Origin of the sequence: Janibacter sp. RAF52 (assembly GCF_052114035.1) — a bacterium.
Taxonomy (GTDB): Bacteria; Actinomycetota; Actinomycetes; order Actinomycetales; family Dermatophilaceae; genus Janibacter; species Janibacter hoylei.
The window spans coordinates 41,692-59,554 of record NZ_JBFRDY010000011.1; the positions used below are offsets into that span (position 1 = coordinate 41,692).

Genomic DNA, 17,863 nt, shown 5'->3' on the forward strand with positions numbered 1-17,863 from the left:
GTCACGCAGGGATGACAAGGTTGGGCGCACATGGGACCGATCGGAGGACAGGCATGGCTGAGCTGGGACGTGTGGCGGCCCGTGCGGCGCTGGGTGCCGTCGGGACCGCGGCCGCGAGCGCGACTCTCGCCGGTCTGGGCTACGGCCTCATCCAGGCTGAGGCCAAGATCACCCGCAAGATCGTCGGCAACCCCTTCGACGGCGCACCCGACGACGACGGGGTCTACGGGGCCGCGCCCGGCGAGCCGGTCCAGCTGCTCGTCCTCGGCGACTCCACCGCTGCCGGGATGGGCGCGGACACCCGCTACCAGACGATCGGCGCGATCCTCGCGACCGGCCTCGCCGCGATCATGGGGCGCCCGGTCGAGCTGACCAACGAGGCGGTCGTCGGCGCCGAGTCCTCCGACCTCAGCTCGCAGCTGTCCAAGGCCCTGGCCCGGGTCGACCAGCCCGACGTCGCGGTGATCCTCATCGGAGCCAACGACGTCACTCACCGCATCGACCGCTCGGTCTCCGTGCAGCACCTGCAGCGGACCGTGCGCTACCTGCGCACCCTCGACGTGCCCGTCGTCGTCGGCACCTGCCCCGACCTCGGGACGGTGGAGCCGGTGCCCTTCCCCCTCAACAAGCTGCTGCGCCAGTGGAGCCGCGAGCTGGCCGCCGCCCAGACCGTCGCCGCCGTCGAGGCCGGTGCCCGCACCGTCTCGATGGGCGACCTGCTCGGCCCGGAGTTCGCCGCGAGCCCGGCCGTGATGTTCAGCCAAGACCGCTTCCACCCCTCGGCCGCCGGGTACGCGCGGGTCGCCTCGGCCCTGCTCCCTTCGGTCGCAGCCGAGGTGGACGCCTGGCCCGAGGGCGCCACCCACGACTCCGAGCCCGAGGCGAGCCTCGGCGAAGGCATCGGCGCGCTCGACGACGCCGCCGAGCGCGCGGCCTCGACGCCGGGCACGGAGGTCGGGCCGGCCGAGCTGCGCGGTCGTCGCACCGGCCCCCGCGGCCCGTGGGCGATGCTCCGACGACGCGGCGAGCACGAGGTCACCGACCTCTGACCGTCTTTCCCTAGGGAAATACGGCCCCACCTGCGCATTTCCCTAGGGAAATACGACCCCACCTGCGCATTTGCCTAGGGAAATACGGCTTCCGTGCGGTACAGGTCAGGCCCACCCCAGGCGAAGGGAGGCCAGCTGCTCCGCGAGGTGCGGAGGTCCCCCTTCGACGCGGCAGGCATCGAAGACGACCACTCTCAGCTGGTCCATGACCACGGCCGGGCCGAGGTCCGGCAGCGGCTCCCCCGCGAGCTGGGCCATGAGCTCGTGCACGCCGACAACGCGCTCGGCCGCGCGGTCCAGCGGCAGCTGCTGCCACCTGCGGACCGCGCGGCCGAGCTCGGTCGCGACGTCGTCGGGGATCAATCCGAGCGGAGCCGGGCCAGCAGGCGCAGCAGCTCGAGGTAGAGCCAGACGACGGTGATGACCAGGCCGAGCGCCAGGGTCCAGCCGTAGTTGACCGGAGCCTGGGTGCGGATCGCGAGCGAGATGTTGTCGAAGTCGATCGCGAGGTTGACGGCGGCCAGGCCGGTGGCGAAGAGCGAGATGCCGATGCCGAGGAGCCCGGAGCCGCCGATGCCGAAGGGCGCCCCGCCGAAGAAGAGCGCGTAGCCGAGGTTGATGAGCGCGAAGACGAAGTAGCCGAGCGTCATCATGCCGACGATGGCGCGGAACTTCTGCGTCACCTTGATGATGCCGGTCGAGTACAGCAGGAGCATCGCGCCGAAGACGCACAGCGTCGCGAGGACGGCCTGGACGACGATCGACTCGAAGATCGGGGTGCCCGGCGGGTCGAAGGCCGCGCCGTAGCTCTGGCTGATCGCGCCGACGAAGAGCCCCTCGAAGGCGGCGTAGACGACGGCCAGCACGACGCCCACCGGCTTGCGCCGGAAGGCGAGGAAGATCCCCATGCCGAGCGTGGCGACCAGGCCGACCAGCAGCGCGAGCCCGCCGAGGGCGGGGCTGATGGCGCTGGCGGTCCAGGCGCCCGCGGCGACGACGAGCAGCACTCCGAAGAGGGCGCCCGTGCGCATGAGGACGTCGTCCAGGGTCAGCGATCGACCGCCACCCCCGTCCCCGCCGAAGCCGCCGACCGGACCGGGCTGGCCGAAGCCGGGCTGCGGCTGGCCGTAGCCCTGCTGGCCATAGCCCTGCTGGCCGTAGCCCTGCGGGTGGCCGGGGTGCTGGTATCCCTGCGGGGCCTGGCCGTAGCCGGGCTGGTAGCCCTGCTGCGGGGCCGCGCTCGAGTCCCGGAAGCCCGCGTATCCGCTCTGGGCGTCCTTCTCGACCCGGCCGAGGATCGGGTTGCTCATGTCTTGCTCCTCAAGAGGGGCGCGGCCATCTTGCCGCTGACTGTCACCAGACTAAGCGGTCGGCAGGCCGCGGATGTTCCCGCTGTCCACATGTGCGAGGTCAGCCGATGCCGTCGAGCGCCTGCTCGAGGTCGGCGAGGAGGTCGGCGACGTCCTCGATGCCGACGGACAAGCGCACCAGGTCGTCGGGCACCTCGAGCATGGACCCCGCGGTGGACGCGTGCGTCATCGCCCCCGGGTGCTCGATGAGCGACTCGATGCCACCGAGCGACTCGGCGAGGGTGAAGATCTCGGTCCGCGCGCACAGCTGCTGCGCGGCCTCGCGCCCACCGGCCATGCGCACCGAGATCATCCCGCCGAAGCGGGACATCTGCCGGGCCGCCACCTCGTGGCCGGGGTGTTCGGGCAGCCCCGGGTAGAGGATCGAGGTGATCTCCGAGCGGGTCGAGAGCAGGTCGACGACCGCCTCGGCGTTGTCGCAGTGCCGGTCCATGCGCACCCCGAGCGTCTTGATGCCGCGCATCGTCAGGTAGGCGTCGAAGGGACCGGGCACCCCACCGGAGCCGTTTTGCAGGAAGGCGACGTCGGCGTCGATCTGCTCGTCGTCGGTGACGAGCAGGCCCCCGACGACGTCGCTGTGGCCGCCGAGGTACTTGGTGCTCGAGTGGAGCACCACGTCGGCGCCCCGCGTGAGCGGCTGCTGCAGGTAGGGGCTGGCGAAGGTGTTGTCGACGACGAGCCGCGCGCCACCGGCGTGGGCGGCCTCGGCGACGGCCTCGATGTCGCCGATGTTGAGCAGCGGGTTGGTCGGCGTCTCGAGCCACACGAGCTTGGTCGCCGGCCGCATCGCCGCGCGGATCGCGTCGACGTCACCGACGGGCGCGGGCGTGTGCTCGATGCCCCACTGGGAGAAGACCTTGTCGATGAGCCGGAAGGTGCCGCCGTAGGCGTCGTCGGGGATGACGAGGTGGTCCCCGGGACGAAGGGAGGCCCGCAGGATCGCGTCGGTCGCCGCCATGCCGGAGGCGAAGGCACGACCGAAGGTGCCCGACTCGATGGACGCGGCATTGGCCTCGAGAGCCTGCCGGGTCGGGTTGCCGGTGCGGGCGTACTCGAAGCCGCCGCGCATGCCGCCGACGCCGTCCTGGGCGAAGGTCGAGCTGGCGTAGATCGGGACGTTGACCGCCCCCGTCATCGGGTCGGGCTCGTAGCCCGCGTGGATCGCCCGGGTGGCGAACCCCTGGGTCGCGTGCGCGTCGGCCGCGCTCTTGCGCTCGGACATCGTCAGCCCTTCGCTCGGTGGGACAGGTGGCCCAGCAGGTCCTGCCGGGTGATGACGCCGGCGGGCTTGCCGCCCTCGACGACGAGCAGGGCATCGGCCTGCTCGAGCGCCTCGGTGGCCGCCGAGACGGGCTCGGCGGCACCGATCTGCGGCAGCTTGGCGCCCATGTGCGCGCTCACCGGGTCGGCGAGCGAGGCGTGCCCCTCGAAGACTGCGGTGAGCAGCTCACGCTCGGTGACCGCACCGGCGACCTCGCCGATGACGACCGGCGGCTCGGCACCGACGACGGGCATCTGCGAGACGCCGTACTCCCGCAGGATGTCGATGGCCTCGCGGATCGTCTCGTTGGGGTGGGTGTGCACGAGCTCGGGCAGCTCGCCACCCTTGCCGCGGAGCACGTCGCCGACGGTGGCATCGCTCCCTTCGTCACCGGGAAGGAAGCCGTAGCTGGCCATCCAGTCGTCGTCGAAGATCTTGGCCAGGTAGCCGCGACCGCCGTCGGGCATCAGGACGACGATCTTGGCGTCGGGGCCCTCACGCTCGGCAACGCGCAGCGCCGCGACGACGGCCATGCCGCTGGAGCCGCCGACGAGCAGGCCCTCCTCGCGGGCCAGGCGCCGGGTCATGGCGAAGGCCTCGGCGTCGTCGACCGCGATGACCTCGTCGGGCACCTCGGGGTCGTAGGCCCCCGGCCACATGTCCTCGCCGACGCCCTCGACGAGGTAGGGGCGGCCGGTGCCACCGGAGTAGACCGAGCCCTCGGGGTCGGCCCCGATGATCTTGACCCGACCCTCGCTGATCTCCTTGAGGTAGCGACCCGTGCCGGTGATCGTGCCGCCCGTGCCGATGCCCGCGACGAGGTGGGTGACCTCACCGCCGGTCTGCTCCCAGATCTCCGGGCCGGTGCTCTCGTAGTGGGCCTGCGGACCGTTGAGGTTGAAGAACTGGTTGGGCTTCCACGCCCCGTCGATCTCCTCGGTCAGCCGGTCGCTCACCGAGTAATAGCTGTCCGGGTGGTCCGGCGCGACGGAGGTCGGGACGATCTGGACCTCGGCGCCGTAGGCCCGTAGCACGTCGATCTTGTCCTTGCCCACCTTGTCGGGGCAGACGAAGATGCATCGGTAGCCGCGCTCCTGGGCGACGAGCGCCAGGCCGACGCCGGTGTTGCCGGAGGTGGGCTCGACGATGGTGCCGCCGGGCCGCAGCTCGCCGGAGGCCTCGGCCGCGTCGATGAGCTTGCGGGCGATGCGGTCCTTGATGCTGCCGCCGGGGTTGAGGTACTCGACCTTGGCGGCGACGAGGGCGCCCTCGGCCGGTGCGACGGAGGAGAGCCTGACCAGCGGGGTGTTGCCGATCAGGTCGGTGATGTGGTCTGCGATCTGCATGTCCGCATCGTGGCACGGATCACCCGAGGCCGACACCGCGCCCCCGGGCACTAGTCGATCTGCCCGATCGGGGTGCGCTTCTCGGCCTGGAAGGCGTCCTCGGTGCGCCCCCGCGCCCAGTAGCCCGAGATCGAGATCGCCTCGCGCGGCACCCCGCGCGCCTTGAGCACCCGGCGGACCGCCTTGATCGACTCGCGCTCCCCGTGGGCGAAGACCTGCACGGCCTCGCGCCAGTCGACCGCGTCGACGGCCCGGGCAAGGAAGGCCGCGTCGGCGCCCGGGTTGGTCAGCCACCGCACCTCGACCCCCTCGGGAGAGCGAAGGGGGATGACGTCGCCCTCGCTCTCGACCTCCAGCAGGGCCACCCCCTGCGCCTGCGCGGGCATGGCCTCGAGGGCGGCGGCGATGGCCGGCAGGGCCGACAGGTCGCCGGCGAGCAGGTGCCAGGCGGCCTGCGGGTCGGGGGCGTAGCCGCTGCCCGGGCCGGTGGCGACGATGCGGTCTCCTCCCTTCGCCTGCTGGGCCCAGGGGCCGGCATGACCGACGTCGCCGTGCGTCACGAAGTCGATCGTCAGCCGGCGGGCGGCCCGATCGATCGATCGCACCGTGTAGGTGCGGGTGAGCGGGGCACCCTCGGCGTCGGTGAACTGCAGCTTGACGTAGGCGTCAGTGTGCTCGGCTGCGCCGAAGTCGGCGAGGGAGTCGCCGGTGAGGACGACCCGCACGAGATGGGGACCGACCTGCTCGATCGAGACGACCGTCAGCTCGTGCTGGGGGCGGGGCGGACGGACGGGTCGATCGGGAGAAGCCATGAGATAAGGCTAACCTCACCCTCCGGCGGGATGGCCACCTCCCCTCGGCCCGACGGGCCGGCACCGCTCACGTACCCCCGGCGGGACTCGAACCCGCACCGATCGCCATTTTAAGTGGCGCGCCTCTGCCAGTTGGGCCACGGGGGCCAGACGCCCGGATGCTACGCGCTCGCCGCCTCGTCGTCGGCGACGACCGGACGCACGACGGACCGGGCGATGCCGTCGAGGATGTCGCGCTCGGAGACGGTGACGACGAGGTCCGGGCCGTTGGCGCCGCGGGCCCGCTCGAGGATCTCCCACCAGATGAGCGCGCCCGCCCCGATGACGTCGACCCGGCCGGGGTGCATGAAGGGCTGGGCGGCGCGCTCGGCGCGCGTGCTGAGGATGAGTCGCTCGCAGGCGACCATCATGTCGTCGATGGGGATGCGGGCGAGGTGGATCGCTGCGGGGTCGTAGGAGGTCAGCTCCAGCGCCAGCGCCGCGACGGTCGTCACGGACCCGGCGAGCCCGACGACGGTGGCCACTCCCCCGAGGCCGACCTCGGCCTCGGCCACGTCGAGCGCCTCGGCGATGTCGAAGCGGGCGGCGTCGACGACCTCCTGCGTCGGCGGGTCGGTGCGGTGGTGGCGCTCGGTGAGTCGGACGGAGCCGATGTCGAGTGAGGTGCCGGCGACGACCTCGTGGATGCCCCGCACGATCTCCGTCGATCCGCCGCCGATGTCGGCGACGAGGTAGGGCCCCTCGAAGCCGGCCTCCGCGAGACCGGCGGTCGCCCCGTCGAAGCTGAGGGCGGCTTCCTCCGCGCCGGCGATGACCTCGGGGGTGACGTCCAGGTCACCGAAGGCGGCCCGGACACCGGCAACGAACTCGTCGGCATTGCTCGCATCGCGCGAGGCGGAGGTGGCGACGAAGCGGATGTTGCCTGCGGTCACCCCGTGCTCCCGGCAGACCGCGGCGTAGTCGTCGCACATCGCCAGGGTCCGCGCGAGCGCCTCGGGCGCGAGCCGGCCGGTCGTGTCGACACCCTGCCCCAGGCGCACGACCTCCGAGCGGCGCAGGACGTCGACGAGCACGCCGGGCGCGGCTTCGTCGACCTCGGCGACGAGCAGACGGATCGAGTTGGTCCCACAGTCGATGGCGGCGACTCTCATCGCTCGCTCCCTTCGTCCGTGCCGACACACGGGCTGGTGTGCCACCACTCCGGCAGCAGGTCGAGCGCCTCGTCCCCGAGGGGGTTGACCCCGGGGCCGGCGGCGAGTGAGTGCGCGACGAGCACGTGCAGGCACTTGACGCGGGTCGGCATGCCGCCGGCCGAGATACCGTCGATCTCGGGCACGTCACCGAGCTCCGCGCGCCGGGCGAGGTAGTCCTCGTGGGCCGCCCGGTAGCGCGCAGCGAGGTCCTCGTCCTCGAGCAGCCGCTGCGACATCTCCGCCATGAGCCCGCTCGACTCGAGCGTCGAGATCGGGCCGGTGAGACGCGGGCACGTCGCGTAGTAGCTCGTCGGGAAGGGGGTGCCGCCGGGCAGCCGCGGGGCGGTCCGCAGCACCGTCGGGCCCCCGCACGGGCAGCGGTGGGCGACGTCGACCGTCGCGCGGGCCGGCCGCCCGAGCTGCTGGTGGACGGTCTCGAGGTCCTTCGGGTCGACCCGGTCCAGGTCGTTGCCCCGTTCGTCGGCCCTCATCGCGGCGAGTTGGGGTCGTCAGCCGCAGCGACGGACGAGCTGATCTGTTCGTACCACGGCTGGGTGGAGGGGGCCGTGACCGCACCCGTCTCCGGGTCGACCTCCGGCGCGTCCGCGGACGGGTCGATGACCGTGTAGGTCCGCTCCCCCGGCTTGACGAACTTCAGCCGCTTGCGGGCCTGGGCCTCGACGTACTCGTCGGTCTGCCACAGGTCACGCTGCCGCTGCAGGTCCTCGACATTGGCCTCCTGGGCGGTGACCTGCTGGTCGAGGGCCTCGAGGCGCTGGCGCTGGTCGTACCAGGACTTGCCGGTCGGCAGCAGCATGACGGCGAGCAGGAGCAGCAGCGAGCCGAGGACCACCCAGCGCCGGGTCGTCATCGCCGCCCGGCGCTTCTGGGCCTCGCGCGCCGCTGCACCGGTGCGAGGACGGGGCGTCCGCGCACCGGGCGTGCGCCCGGCTGGCCGGGTCGTGCCGGGTCGCCGCGTCGCCCCCGACGCACCAGGGCGTGCGGGGCGACGGCGCGGCGTACCGACCATGACCGACCTCAGCCCTTGAAGCGCGGGAAGGCGCCCGCGCCGGCGTAGACCGCGGCGTCGTCGAGCTCCTCCTCGATGCGCAGGAGCTGGTTGTACTTGGCGACGCGCTCGGAGCGGGCCGGTGCGCCGGTCTTGATCTGGCCGCAGTTGGTCGCCACGGCGAGGTCGGCGATGGTGACGTCCTCGGTCTCGCCGGAGCGGTGGCTCATCATCGACGTGTAGCCGCTGCGGGTGGCCAGGGCGACGGCGTCCATCGTCTCGGTGAGCGAGCCGATCTGGTTGACCTTGACCAGCAGCGCGTTGGCCGCGCCGTCCTGGATGCCCCGGGCGAGGCGCTCCGGATTGGTGACGAAGAGGTCGTCACCGACGAGCTGGACCTTGTCACCCAGCTGCGTCGTGAGCTCCTGCCAGCCAGCCCAGTCGTCCTCGTCGAGCGGGTCCTCGATGGACACGAGCGGGTAGGCGTCGACGAGCTCGCCGTAGTAGGCGGCCATGTCCGCGGCGGTCTTCTGCTGGCCCTCGAAGGTGTAGGTGCCGTTGTCGCAGAACTCGCTGGCCGCGACGTCGAGCGCGAGCGCGATCTGCGTGCCGGGCTCGTAGCCCGCCTTGCGGATGGCGTCGAGGATGAGGTCGAGCGCCTCGCGGTTGCTGTCGAGGTTGGGCGCGAAGCCGCCCTCGTCACCGAGGCCGGTCGACAGGCCCTTGTCCTTGAGCACCGACTTGAGCGAGTGGTAGACCTCCGTGCCCCAGCGCAGCGCCTCGCGGAAGGAGGGCGCGCCGATCGGAGCGATCATGAACTCCTGGATGTCGACGTTGGAGTCCGCATGGGAGCCACCGTTGAGGATGTTCATCATCGGCACGGGCAGGACGTGCGCGTTGGGGCCGCCGACGTAGCGGAAGAGCGGCAGGCCGGCCGACTCGGCCGCGGCCTTGGCGACGGCGAGCGAGACGCCGAGGATCGCGTTGGCACCGATCGAGCCCTTGTTGTCGGTGCCGTCGATGGCGAGCATCTCGCCGTCGACGAGGCGCTGCTCGCTGGCGTCGAAGCCGACGAGGCGCGGGGTCAGGTCGTCCTCGATCGCGCGGACGGCGTCCTCGACACCCTTGCCCAGGTAGCGGTTCTTGTCGCCGTCTCGGCGCTCGACGGCCTCGAAGGCGCCGGTCGACGCACCGCTCGGCACCGCGGCGCGGGCGATGGTGCCGTCGTCGAGGGCGACTTCGACCTCGACGGTCGGGTTGCCGCGGGAGTCGAGGATCTCGCGGGCGCCAATTGCTTCGATGCTGGCCACTACCGGCTCCTTGGTGGTGCTCGATACACGGGGAAGGTCGCCACGAGCGTAACGGCTCGGCCACGGGGCTTCGTGCTGCGACCCGCCCCTCGGGCGCGGGCGAAGGGAGGTCACCCCGCCGCGAGCAGGTCGGCCAGTCGTCGTTGCTGGACGCCGTCGACGAAGTTGGCCGGCTCCAGCCACGTGTCGTGCGCGGCCCGCACCCGCGGCCAGTCGTCGACGGTCATGGCGAACCACGCGGTGTCGCGGGACCTCCCCTTCGTCACGACGTGCCGGCGGAAGGTGCCCTCGTGGGCGAAGCCGAGCCGCCCGGCAGCCCGGCGGGAGGGGGCGTTGAGGCTGTCGCACTTCCACTCCAGGCGCCGGTAGCCGAGGTCGAAGACGTGCCGCGCGAGCAGCGACATCGCCTCGGTCGCGGCGGTCGTGCGCTGCAGCCGCGGGCCGAACACGACGTTGCCGATCTCGACGACGCCGTGGGCCCGGTCGATGCGCATGAGGCTCACGAGACCGCAGGCGATCCCTTCACCGTCGCGGACGAGCACCTCGACGGTGTCGCCGGCGAGCCGGCCGGCGACGTAGGCGTCGACGTCGAGGGGCCGCTCCACGGGCAGGTAGGTCCACAGGGCGTCGTGGTCCGGGCTGGCGACCTCGGGCGCCAGCTCGACGGCGTGGGCGGGCGCGAGCGGCTCCATCGTGCAGTGCCGACCCGCGGTCGCCGTGACCTCGGGCCGCGGCGGCGGGGTCCACCCGTCGACGGCCGGTCCGATCGGCTGGTCGGAGGGGGTCAGCCGCACCTCGTCGCGGGACGCGGGCGGCAGCACAGTCTGCCCGATGGGCCCGGGGTTGACCGCGATCTCCCAGCGAAACCCGTCGGGGTCGGCGAAATAGCCCGTGTACCCACCCCAGTCACGCTGCTGGGCCGTCGAGATCTCCGGCGAGCCCGCGCTGCGCGCTAGGGCGAGGATCTCGTCGACCTCCTCGGGTCGGGCGACGTTGTGCGCCAAGGTGATCGGCGCCAGGCCCTCCCCACGACGAAGGGGGCCGACCTCCCCTTCGAACTCGGCGGCGTCCCACAGCGAGAGGATCAGCCGCTCCCCCGCGCGGATCATGAGGACCTCGTCCGGCACGTCGAGCTCCGCCCGCCAGCCGAGGCCGTCGAGGTAGAAGCGGCGGCTCGCCGCGAGGTCGCCGACGGCGAGGGTGACGAGGCTGATCCGCTGGTCCATGCCCCCGACCCTAGGGACCCGTCCCGGACCTGCGCATTTCCCTAGTCAGTCCTGTGCCTTCTCCTGCGCCTTGATCGCCTGCCACTGCGCCTCGATCTCCTCGAGCGTCTCGGCCGTGGCGTCGCCGAAGACGTGGGGGTTGCGCCGCACGAGCTTGTCCACGAGGGCCGCGGCGGCGTCGTCGACGGTGAAGGGCGCCGACGGGTGGTCGGCGGCGACCCGGGCGTGGAAGAGCACCTGGAAGAGCAGGTCGCCGAGCTCGTCGACGAGCTCGCCGCGCAGCCGCACGTCGTCGGGGTCGGCGACGACCGCCTCAAGCGCCTCGGTCACCTCGTGCGCCTCCTCCAGGACGAAGGGGACCAGGCTCGCGTGGTCCTGCGCCGCCACCCAGGCGCACCCGCCCGGCGAGCGCAGCCGGTCCATGACGGCGACGGCGTCGAGCAGGCGCCCGCCCTCGACGTCCCAGGACCCGACGAGCACCTCGACCTCGGGCGCGTCGTCGAGCCGGGAGACCTCGGCGGCGAGGGCGTCGCTCAGGCCCGGGTCCCCGTCCGGCGAGCCGACCCAGACGACCACACCTGCCGTCGTCGCGTCGACGAGCGCGCGGGCCCGCTCGTCGGGCGAGTTGGCCTCGATGCGCTCGACCGTGACGCCGTCGTCGACGAGCGCGACCGGCAGGGCATCATCGGGGTCGGCCACCAGCACTCGGTCGGCGGACTCGAGGGCCCGCCACGCGTCGCGGCTGAGGAGCCCGGGCGAGACCCGCGGGCTCGTCGCGAGCAGGACGACCCGCCCGGCGGTCAGGGCGTCTCCAGCGGGGTCTGCTGCTCGACGGGGGCCTTGATCCAGTCGGGCGTCTCATCGCGGGCGGCGGCATAGCGCGGGCTGACGGAGACCCGCTGGCTCTCGATGTGCTCGACCAGCTCGGTGCGCTCGGTCTCGTCGAGCTGCGCGCTCACGGCATTGGCGCGCAAGAAGTCGATGGTCACGTCGGAGGCACTCGGCAGGACCTGCTCGAGGCTCTTGCGGACCGAGCCCGCCGAGGGGACGCTCTTGCCCTGCTCCTGCGCGTAGTCGAGCACCCCGGGCGTCTGCACGAGCAGCGTGACGACGCCGTCGGTGTCGAGCTGCTGCGGCTGCTGGCCCGAGCTGGCGGCCTGCGCCTCGAGGAAGGTCCGCAGCTCACGAGTCGTGCGCTGCACATCACCGACGGTGATCTCCTGACCGTCGACGGTGGCGGCGACGGCACTGCTGCCCTCGGCCGGCGGACCGCCGTCGTCGCTCCCCCCGCACGCGGTGAGCACCAGGGTCGCGCCGGCCGCGAGGGCGGCGAGCCGGGCAGGCCGACGGATGGGGAGTCGAGCGGGCACGGGTGGTCCTTTCGTCCGATCCTCAGCGCGAGCGCGAGGTGTCTCGGGGCGCCGTCGCCCCGCTGTCCACGATGACATCATCGAGCATGACCTGACGGATGAGGTCGGTGGCCCAGGAGAGCACCGCCGTGTCGCGAAGGGGGGAGCCCCCGATGCGTGCCGTCGTGGGCTTCGGGACGAGCACCGTCTGGGTGCCCTCCTTGTAGCTCGACTTCGGGTAGAGGCGGGCCAGACGCAACTGCTGGCTCTCGCGCAGCTGCACCGGCGCGAAGCGCACGTTGTTGCCCACCGCGACGACATCGGTGAGGCCGGCGGACCGCACGACGATGCGCAGCCGCGCGACCTCGACGAGGTTGCGCACCGGCTCCGGCAGCTCGCCGTAGCGGTCGGTGAGCTCCTCCGCGATCTCGGCGAGGTCGGCCTCGGAGTCGGCGGACGCCAGCTTTTTGTACGCCTCGAGGCGCAGCCGTTCCCCCGGGACGTACTCGTGCGGCAGGTGCGCGTCGACGGGCAGCTCGATCTTCACCTCGGCGGGGGCGGACTCCCCTTCGCCCTTGAAGTCGGCGACCGCCTCGCCGACCATCCGGACGTAGAGGTCGAAGCCGACGCCGGCGATGTGGCCGGACTGCTCGCCGCCGAGCAGGTTGCCGGCGCCGCGGATCTCGAGGTCCTTCATCGCGACCTGCATGCCGGCACCGAGGTCGGTGTTGCTCGCGATCGTCTGCAGCCGGTCGTGCGCCGTCTCGGTCAGAGGCTTGTCCGGCGGGTAGAGGAAGTAGGCATAGGCCCGCTCCCGACCTCGACCGACGCGCCCGCGCAGCTGGTGCAGCTGGCTCAGGCCGAAGCGGTCGGCCCGGTCGAGGATCAGCGTGTTGGCATTGGAGATGTCCAGGCCGGTCTCGACGATCGTCGTGCACACGAGGACGTCGAAGCGTCGCTCCCAGAAGTCGAGGACGACCTGCTCGAGCCGGTGCTCGCCCATCTTGCCGTGGGCGGTCTCGACCCGGGCGTCGGGGACGAGCTCGCGGATGCGGGCCGCTGCCTTTTCGATCGTCCCGACGTTGTTGTGGACGTAGAAGACCTGCCCCTCGCGCATGAGCTCGCGGTGGATCGCGGCAGCCACCTGCTTTTCCTCGTACCCGCCGACGAAGGTGAGCACCGGGTGCCGCTCCTCGGGCGGGGTTGCGAGCGTCGACATCTCCCGGATGCCGGTCACCGCCATCTCGAGGGTCCGCGGGATCGGGGTGGCCGACATCGCGAGCACGTCGACGTTGGTGCGCAGGGCCTTGAGCTGCTCCTTGTGCTCGACGCCGAAGCGCTGCTCCTCGTCGATGATGACCAGGCCGAGATCCTTGAACTTCACCTCGTTGCCGAGGATGCGGTGGGTGCCGATGACGAGGTCGACGGCACCGCTGGCCATCCCCTCGAGCACCTCCTTGGCCTGCTTGTCGGTCTGGAAGCGGCTGAGCGCCTTGACCGTCACGGGGAAGCCGGCGTAGCGCTCGGAAAAGGTGTTGAGGTGCTGCTGGACGAGCAGCGTCGTCGGCACGAGCACCGCGACCTGCTTGCCGTCCTGGATCGCCTTGAAGGCGGCCCGGACGGCGATCTCGGTCTTGCCGTAGCCGACGTCACCGCAGATGAGACGGTCCATCGGGACCGTCTTTTCCATGTCCGCCTTGACCTCGTCGATGGTGCTCAGCTGGTCGGGCGTCTCGATGTGCGCGAAGGCGTCCTCGAGCTCGCGCTGCCACGGGGTGTCCGGCCCGAAGGCGTGACCGGGGGTCGCCATGCGCGCGCTGTAGAGCCGGATGAGCTCGCCGGCGATCTGCTTGACGTGCCGCTTGGCCCGCGACTTCGTCTTCTGCCAGTCGCTGCCGCCCATCTTGTTGAGCTGGGGCGCTTCACCTCCGACGTAGCGGGTCACCTGGTCGAGCTGGTCGGTCGGCACGAAGAGCCGGTCGCCCGGGTGGCCGCGCCGCGACGGCGCGTACTCGATGACGAGGTACTCGCGGGTGGCGCCCTGGACGGTGCGCTGGATCATCTCGACGAAGGAGCCGACCCCGTGCTGCTCGTGGACGACGTGGTCGCCGGGCCGCAGCTGCAGGGGGTCGACCTGCTTGCGTCGCCGCGAGGGCATGCGGCGCATGTCGCGGGTCGTCGCGCCGGCACCGCTCGAGCCGAGCAGGTCGGCCTCGGTGAGCACGGCGAGCCGCTGCTCGGGTGCGACGAAGCCGGTGCCGAGGCTGGCCCGCACGAGCGTGACCACGCCGTCGGAGAGCTCGACCGGCTCGCCGGCAGCCGTGGTGCGGGTGGCGATCCCGGCCTCGCCGAGCACCTGCGCAACGCGGGTGACCAGTCCGGCACCGTCGGTGGCGACGAGGATCCGCCAGCCGGCGCCGGCCCACTCGGCCAGCTGGGCGACGGCCTGCTCGGTGTTGCCGCGGAAGCGCGGCGGCTCCTCGGCTGGCACCCGCAGGCCGACGTGGTCGTGGTCGACCCTGTCGTCGAGGTCGGCGGCGATGGCGTCGAGCTCGTCGTCGACGGCGAAGGGGGTGACCGTCCACCACGGCAGGCCGAGGTCGAGGGCGTGCTCACGGGCCTGCGCGAGGGTCCAGTGGGAGGCGGTGCCGAGGACCCCTTCGAGGTCGATGGGCACGGCATTGCCCGCGGCGGCGTTGGCCCAGCTCGCCTCGAGGAACTCGGCGCTCGTCGAGACGAGGTCGTGGGCACGTGCCCGCACCCGCTCGGGGTCGAGCAGGACCACGCCTGCTCCCTCGGGCAGCACGTCGAGGATCGACTCCATCCCGTCGACGAGCACCGGGCCGAGCGACTCCATGCCCTCGACGGCGATGCCCTCGGCGACCTTGAGCAGCATGTCGGCGACGCCGGGCAGCTCCTGCGCGAGCGAGGCGGCACGGCGTCGGACGTCGTCGGTGAGCAGGATCTCGCGGCACGGGGGCGCCCACAGCTCCTCCGCGGTCTCGAGGCTGCGCTGGTCGGCGACCTTGAACCACCGGATCTCGTCGACGGTGTCGCCGAAGAACTCGACGCGCACCGGGTGCTCCTCGGTGGGCGGGAAGACGTCGAGGATGCCGCCGCGCACCGCGAACTCCCCCCGTCGCTCGACGAGGTCGGTGCGCACGTAGGCGGCGGCCGCGAGCGCCGCGGTCACCTCGGCCAACGCCCGCTCGTCGCCGACGCGCAGGCGCACCGGCTCGAGGTCGGCCAGCCCCCGGGCGATCGGCTGGAGCACGGCCCGCACGGAGGCGACGACGTAGCCGGGGCGGTCATGCCCCTCCCCCGTCGGGTCGGGGTGGCGCAGCCGGCGCAGCACGGCCAGACGCCGGCCGACCGTGTCGCTGCGCGGGCTGAGCCGCTCGTGCGGCAGCGTCTCCCAGCTCGGGAAGGTGACGACGGCCTCCGGGCCGACGAGCTCCCCGAGCGCGGCCGCGACGTCGTCGGCCTCGCGAGCCGTCGAGGTGACGACGAGTCGCGGGGCGTCGTGCGCCGACTCGCCGCCGATGCAGGCGACGGTCGGCGCGCGCAGCCCGGTGGGCGCGACGACGTCGACCTGATCGCTCGCGGAGCGGTGTCGGGGGATGTCCGCGAGGCCGGGAAGGGCGGCGATCGCGCTGAGGAGGGGGGCGAGGGAGGCACTCATGCTGCTCAGGATTCTGCCGCACTCGTCTGCAATACTCAGCAGGCACCGACGCCGGTGGACCGACGGGCGTCTCGTACCAGGGGGTTTGGCCAGCGCATGAGCGACCGCGGACGACGTCTCGGTGGTGCCGTGTGCGCCCTCGCCGGCACGGCCATCCTCCTGCTCGGCAGCGCCCCCGCCGTCGCGGCGACGAGTCCGGCCACGGCGCCGGTGACCGTCTCCGCCGTGCCGGCGGACGCCCCCTTCGCCCTCCGGGACCGGATCACCGACCGGGCCGACGTCCTCGACGAGGCCGCCCTCCAGAGCGACCTGGAGACACTCGAGGAGGAGCACGACATCCAGCTGTGGGTCGTCTTCGTCGACAGCTTCGACGGGCGCAGCGGTGACCAGTGGGTCCAGGACACCTACGAGGAGTCCGGCTTCGGCGGCAACGACGTGCTGCTCGCCGTCGCCGTCGAGGACCGCGCCTACGGCATGTGGGCCACCGAGGGGTACGGCGTCACCGAGTACGGCATCAGCCGCACCCAGACCCGCTACGTCGAGCCCGAGCTCGGCGACGACGACTGGGACGGCGCCGTCACGGCCGCGGCCGAGGGGCTCGGCGAGATCGGCGACACCGAGGCGTACACCGGCGGGTCGAGCTCCGGCGGGTACGACAGCGGCGGCGGGATCTTCGGCGGCTTCAACCTCTTCAGCTGGTTTCCCATCCTCTTCGTCCTCATGGCCGTCGGCCCGGTCGTCATGCGGGTCGTCCGCAACCTCCGGGGCCTGAAGGACCGGCAGCAGCCGGCGCCCCCGCCGATCGACCAGCCGGCTGGTGTCATGTCCTCGGTGCCGATCGACCAGCTCCGGCGCGACGTCGCGACCGCCCTCGTCGACCTCGACAACGCAATCCGCTCCTCCGGCGAGGAGCTCGCCTTCGCGCAGGCACAGTTCGGCGAGCAGGCCACGCAGCAGTTCACCTCCGCCCTCGAGTCCGCCCGCTCGCGCTCGGCCGAGGCCTTCCGCATCCAGCAGGAGCTCGACATCGCCCGCGGCGCCGGCCGCCTCGTCGAGGCCGAGGAGCGGGCCCGGCTCGCGCAGATCCTCGACCTGACCCGCGCCGCCGACGACGAGCTCGACGCCCAGGAGGCGGAGTTCACCCAGCTGCGCGACCTCGAGGCCTCCGTCCCGCAGTTCCTCGCCTCCCTGCGCACCCGCACCACCGAGGTCGAGCAGCGCCTGCCGGTCGCCCGCCAGGAGCTCGACGGGCTCGGCGCGACGCACGCGCGCAGCTCCCTGGCGACCTTGGCGGGCAACCTCGAGCAGGCCCCGCGCCTCGTCGAGGCGGCCCGCGGTTTCGTCACCACCGGCGAGCAGCACCTGCAGGCCGACGACCGCCCCTCCGCGGTCGCCGCGGCCCGCGCCGCCGAGGACGCCCTCGGCCAGGCCGATGCCCTCGTCGACGCCGTGCTCTCGGCCCGCTCCGTCCTCGCCGACGCGACGAGCGCCCTCGACACGGCCCTCGCGTCGATCTCCTCGGACCTGCTCGACGTCAAGCGGCTGCAGGCCAACGACCAGATGACGATCTCCGCGGCCAGCGAGGCCCAGCGGTCTGTCGAGCTCGGCACCGCAGCCCGTGCCGGTGCCGGCGGTGACGTCATCGCCGCGCTCGGTGCCCTCGAGCGCGCCGAGCACTACCTCGACTCGGCACTGGAGCGCTACCGCAAGGACGCCGACCGCACCGCTGCCCGCACCGAGAAGTTCAACCGGCGCTACGAGCACGTGCGCGCGCGGATCAACACCGTCCAGCGGCAGGTCGACTCGATGCGCGGGATCCTCGACGCACCGCCCCGCGCGCAGATCGCCGAGGCCTCCCGCCAGCTCGCCGCAGCGCACAGCGAGCGGGAGCGCAACCTCGACCTCGCCTCCGAGCACCTCACCGACGCCGAGGTCCTCGTGGAGCGCGTCGTCGCCACCCTGAGCAGCCGCTCCGACGACTACCAGGGCTTCGGGGGCGGCATCGCCGGCGGCATGTCGGGCACGAGCTCGGGCGACCTCGCCACGGCCATCCTCGGTGGCATCTTCGGCGGTGCCGTGAGCGGCCGCGGCGGTGGCTGGGGCGGCTCGTCCGGCGGCTTCGGCGGCAGCAGCCGCAGTCACAGCCGGCCCAGCGTCGGAGGCCGCGGCATCGGCGGAGGTGGTCGCTTCTGACCGGCCGGCCGCACCAGCTCGACCAGCACTCCCTTCGACCACCACGCACCACGACCGGCGGTC

The 17,863-nt window shown here is 72.5% G+C and carries 15 protein-coding genes and 1 tRNA gene; 2 read left to right on the top strand and 14 right to left on the bottom strand.

Going from position 1 to position 17,863, the window contains the following annotated elements:
- The first annotated feature begins 53 nt into the window (after nucleotides 1-53).
- On the top strand, nucleotides 54-1,049 hold the full coding sequence (locus AB4Y78_RS13400; protein ID WP_007923961.1) for an SGNH/GDSL hydrolase family protein: 996 nt from the start codon (nucleotides 54-56) through the stop codon (nucleotides 1,047-1,049).
- Between the two features lie 105 nt (nucleotides 1,050-1,154).
- Here the strand turns inward: AB4Y78_RS13400 and AB4Y78_RS13405 are convergent, their stop codons facing one another.
- The 14 genes from AB4Y78_RS13405 to mfd form a co-directional block, all read right to left on the bottom strand.
- Nucleotides 1,155-1,412: a hypothetical protein gene (locus tag AB4Y78_RS13405; protein WP_007923963.1), complete on the bottom strand. Its 258-nt coding sequence runs from the start codon at nucleotides 1,410-1,412 to the stop codon at nucleotides 1,155-1,157.
- On the bottom strand, nucleotides 1,409-2,359 hold the full coding sequence (locus AB4Y78_RS13410) for a Bax inhibitor-1/YccA family protein (protein WP_441714475.1): 951 nt from the start codon (nucleotides 2,357-2,359) through the stop codon (nucleotides 1,409-1,411). Before AB4Y78_RS13410 ends, AB4Y78_RS13405 begins: the two co-directional genes overlap by 4 nt.
- A gap of 100 nt (nucleotides 2,360-2,459) precedes the next feature.
- Nucleotides 2,460-3,641: a cystathionine gamma-synthase gene (locus AB4Y78_RS13415; protein ID WP_441737212.1), complete on the bottom strand. Its 1,182-nt coding sequence runs from the start codon at nucleotides 3,639-3,641 to the stop codon at nucleotides 2,460-2,462.
- 2 nt (nucleotides 3,642-3,643) lie between these two features.
- The gene (locus AB4Y78_RS13420) at nucleotides 3,644-5,026 is read right to left on the bottom strand and encodes a cystathionine beta-synthase (protein ID WP_441714479.1); all 1,383 of its coding nucleotides are present in this window, start codon (nucleotides 5,024-5,026) and stop codon (nucleotides 3,644-3,646) included.
- Between the two features lie 50 nt (nucleotides 5,027-5,076).
- On the bottom strand, nucleotides 5,077-5,838 hold the full coding sequence (locus tag AB4Y78_RS13425) for a siderophore-interacting protein (RefSeq protein ID WP_441714481.1): 762 nt from the start codon (nucleotides 5,836-5,838) through the stop codon (nucleotides 5,077-5,079).
- Nucleotides 5,839-5,910: 72 nt separating this feature from the next.
- Nucleotides 5,911-5,985: transfer RNA gene (locus AB4Y78_RS13430), tRNA-Leu, on the bottom strand.
- 14 nt (nucleotides 5,986-5,999) lie between these two features.
- A complete protein-coding gene (locus AB4Y78_RS13435) occupies nucleotides 6,000-6,989 on the bottom strand; it encodes a Ppx/GppA phosphatase family protein (protein WP_007923976.1) in 990 nt (329 codons plus the stop codon).
- Nucleotides 6,986-7,522, bottom strand: a complete 537-nt coding sequence (locus AB4Y78_RS13440; protein ID WP_007923977.1) for a DUF501 domain-containing protein — start codon at nucleotides 7,520-7,522, stop codon at nucleotides 6,986-6,988. The genes AB4Y78_RS13435 and AB4Y78_RS13440 overlap by 4 nt, the downstream gene beginning before the upstream one ends.
- The gene (locus AB4Y78_RS13445) at nucleotides 7,519-7,902 is read right to left on the bottom strand and encodes an FtsB family cell division protein (protein ID WP_441714485.1); all 384 of its coding nucleotides are present in this window, start codon (nucleotides 7,900-7,902) and stop codon (nucleotides 7,519-7,521) included. The genes AB4Y78_RS13440 and AB4Y78_RS13445 overlap by 4 nt, the downstream gene beginning before the upstream one ends.
- Nucleotides 7,903-8,069: 167 nt before the next feature.
- Nucleotides 8,070-9,350 (bottom strand): phosphopyruvate hydratase, encoded by a 1,281-nt coding sequence (gene eno / locus AB4Y78_RS13450; RefSeq protein ID WP_259909716.1) that lies wholly within the window; start codon nucleotides 9,348-9,350, stop codon nucleotides 8,070-8,072.
- Between the two features lie 110 nt (nucleotides 9,351-9,460).
- Nucleotides 9,461-10,576 carry a GNAT family N-acetyltransferase gene (locus AB4Y78_RS13455; RefSeq protein ID WP_441737216.1) on the bottom strand — a complete coding sequence of 372 codons (1,116 nt, stop codon included), beginning with the start codon at nucleotides 10,574-10,576 and terminating at the stop codon, nucleotides 9,461-9,463.
- Nucleotides 10,577-10,621: 45 nt separating this feature from the next.
- Nucleotides 10,622-11,425: a MazG nucleotide pyrophosphohydrolase domain-containing protein gene (locus tag AB4Y78_RS13460; protein WP_321160698.1), complete on the bottom strand. Its 804-nt coding sequence runs from the start codon at nucleotides 11,423-11,425 to the stop codon at nucleotides 10,622-10,624.
- Nucleotides 11,377-11,946 (bottom strand): hypothetical protein, encoded by a 570-nt coding sequence (locus AB4Y78_RS13465; RefSeq protein WP_128276929.1) that lies wholly within the window; start codon nucleotides 11,944-11,946, stop codon nucleotides 11,377-11,379. Before AB4Y78_RS13465 ends, AB4Y78_RS13460 begins: the two co-directional genes overlap by 49 nt.
- Nucleotides 11,947-11,968: 22 nt before the next feature.
- The gene (gene mfd, locus AB4Y78_RS13470; protein WP_441714490.1) at nucleotides 11,969-15,607 is read right to left on the bottom strand and encodes a transcription-repair coupling factor; all 3,639 of its coding nucleotides are present in this window, start codon (nucleotides 15,605-15,607) and stop codon (nucleotides 11,969-11,971) included.
- A gap of 96 nt (nucleotides 15,608-15,703) precedes the next feature.
- Here mfd and AB4Y78_RS13475 point away from each other — a divergent pair, with 96 nt between their 5' ends.
- A complete protein-coding gene (locus AB4Y78_RS13475) occupies nucleotides 15,704-17,800 on the top strand; it encodes a TPM domain-containing protein (RefSeq protein ID WP_441737219.1) in 2,097 nt (698 codons plus the stop codon).
- Nucleotides 17,801-17,863 lie beyond the last annotated feature (63 nt).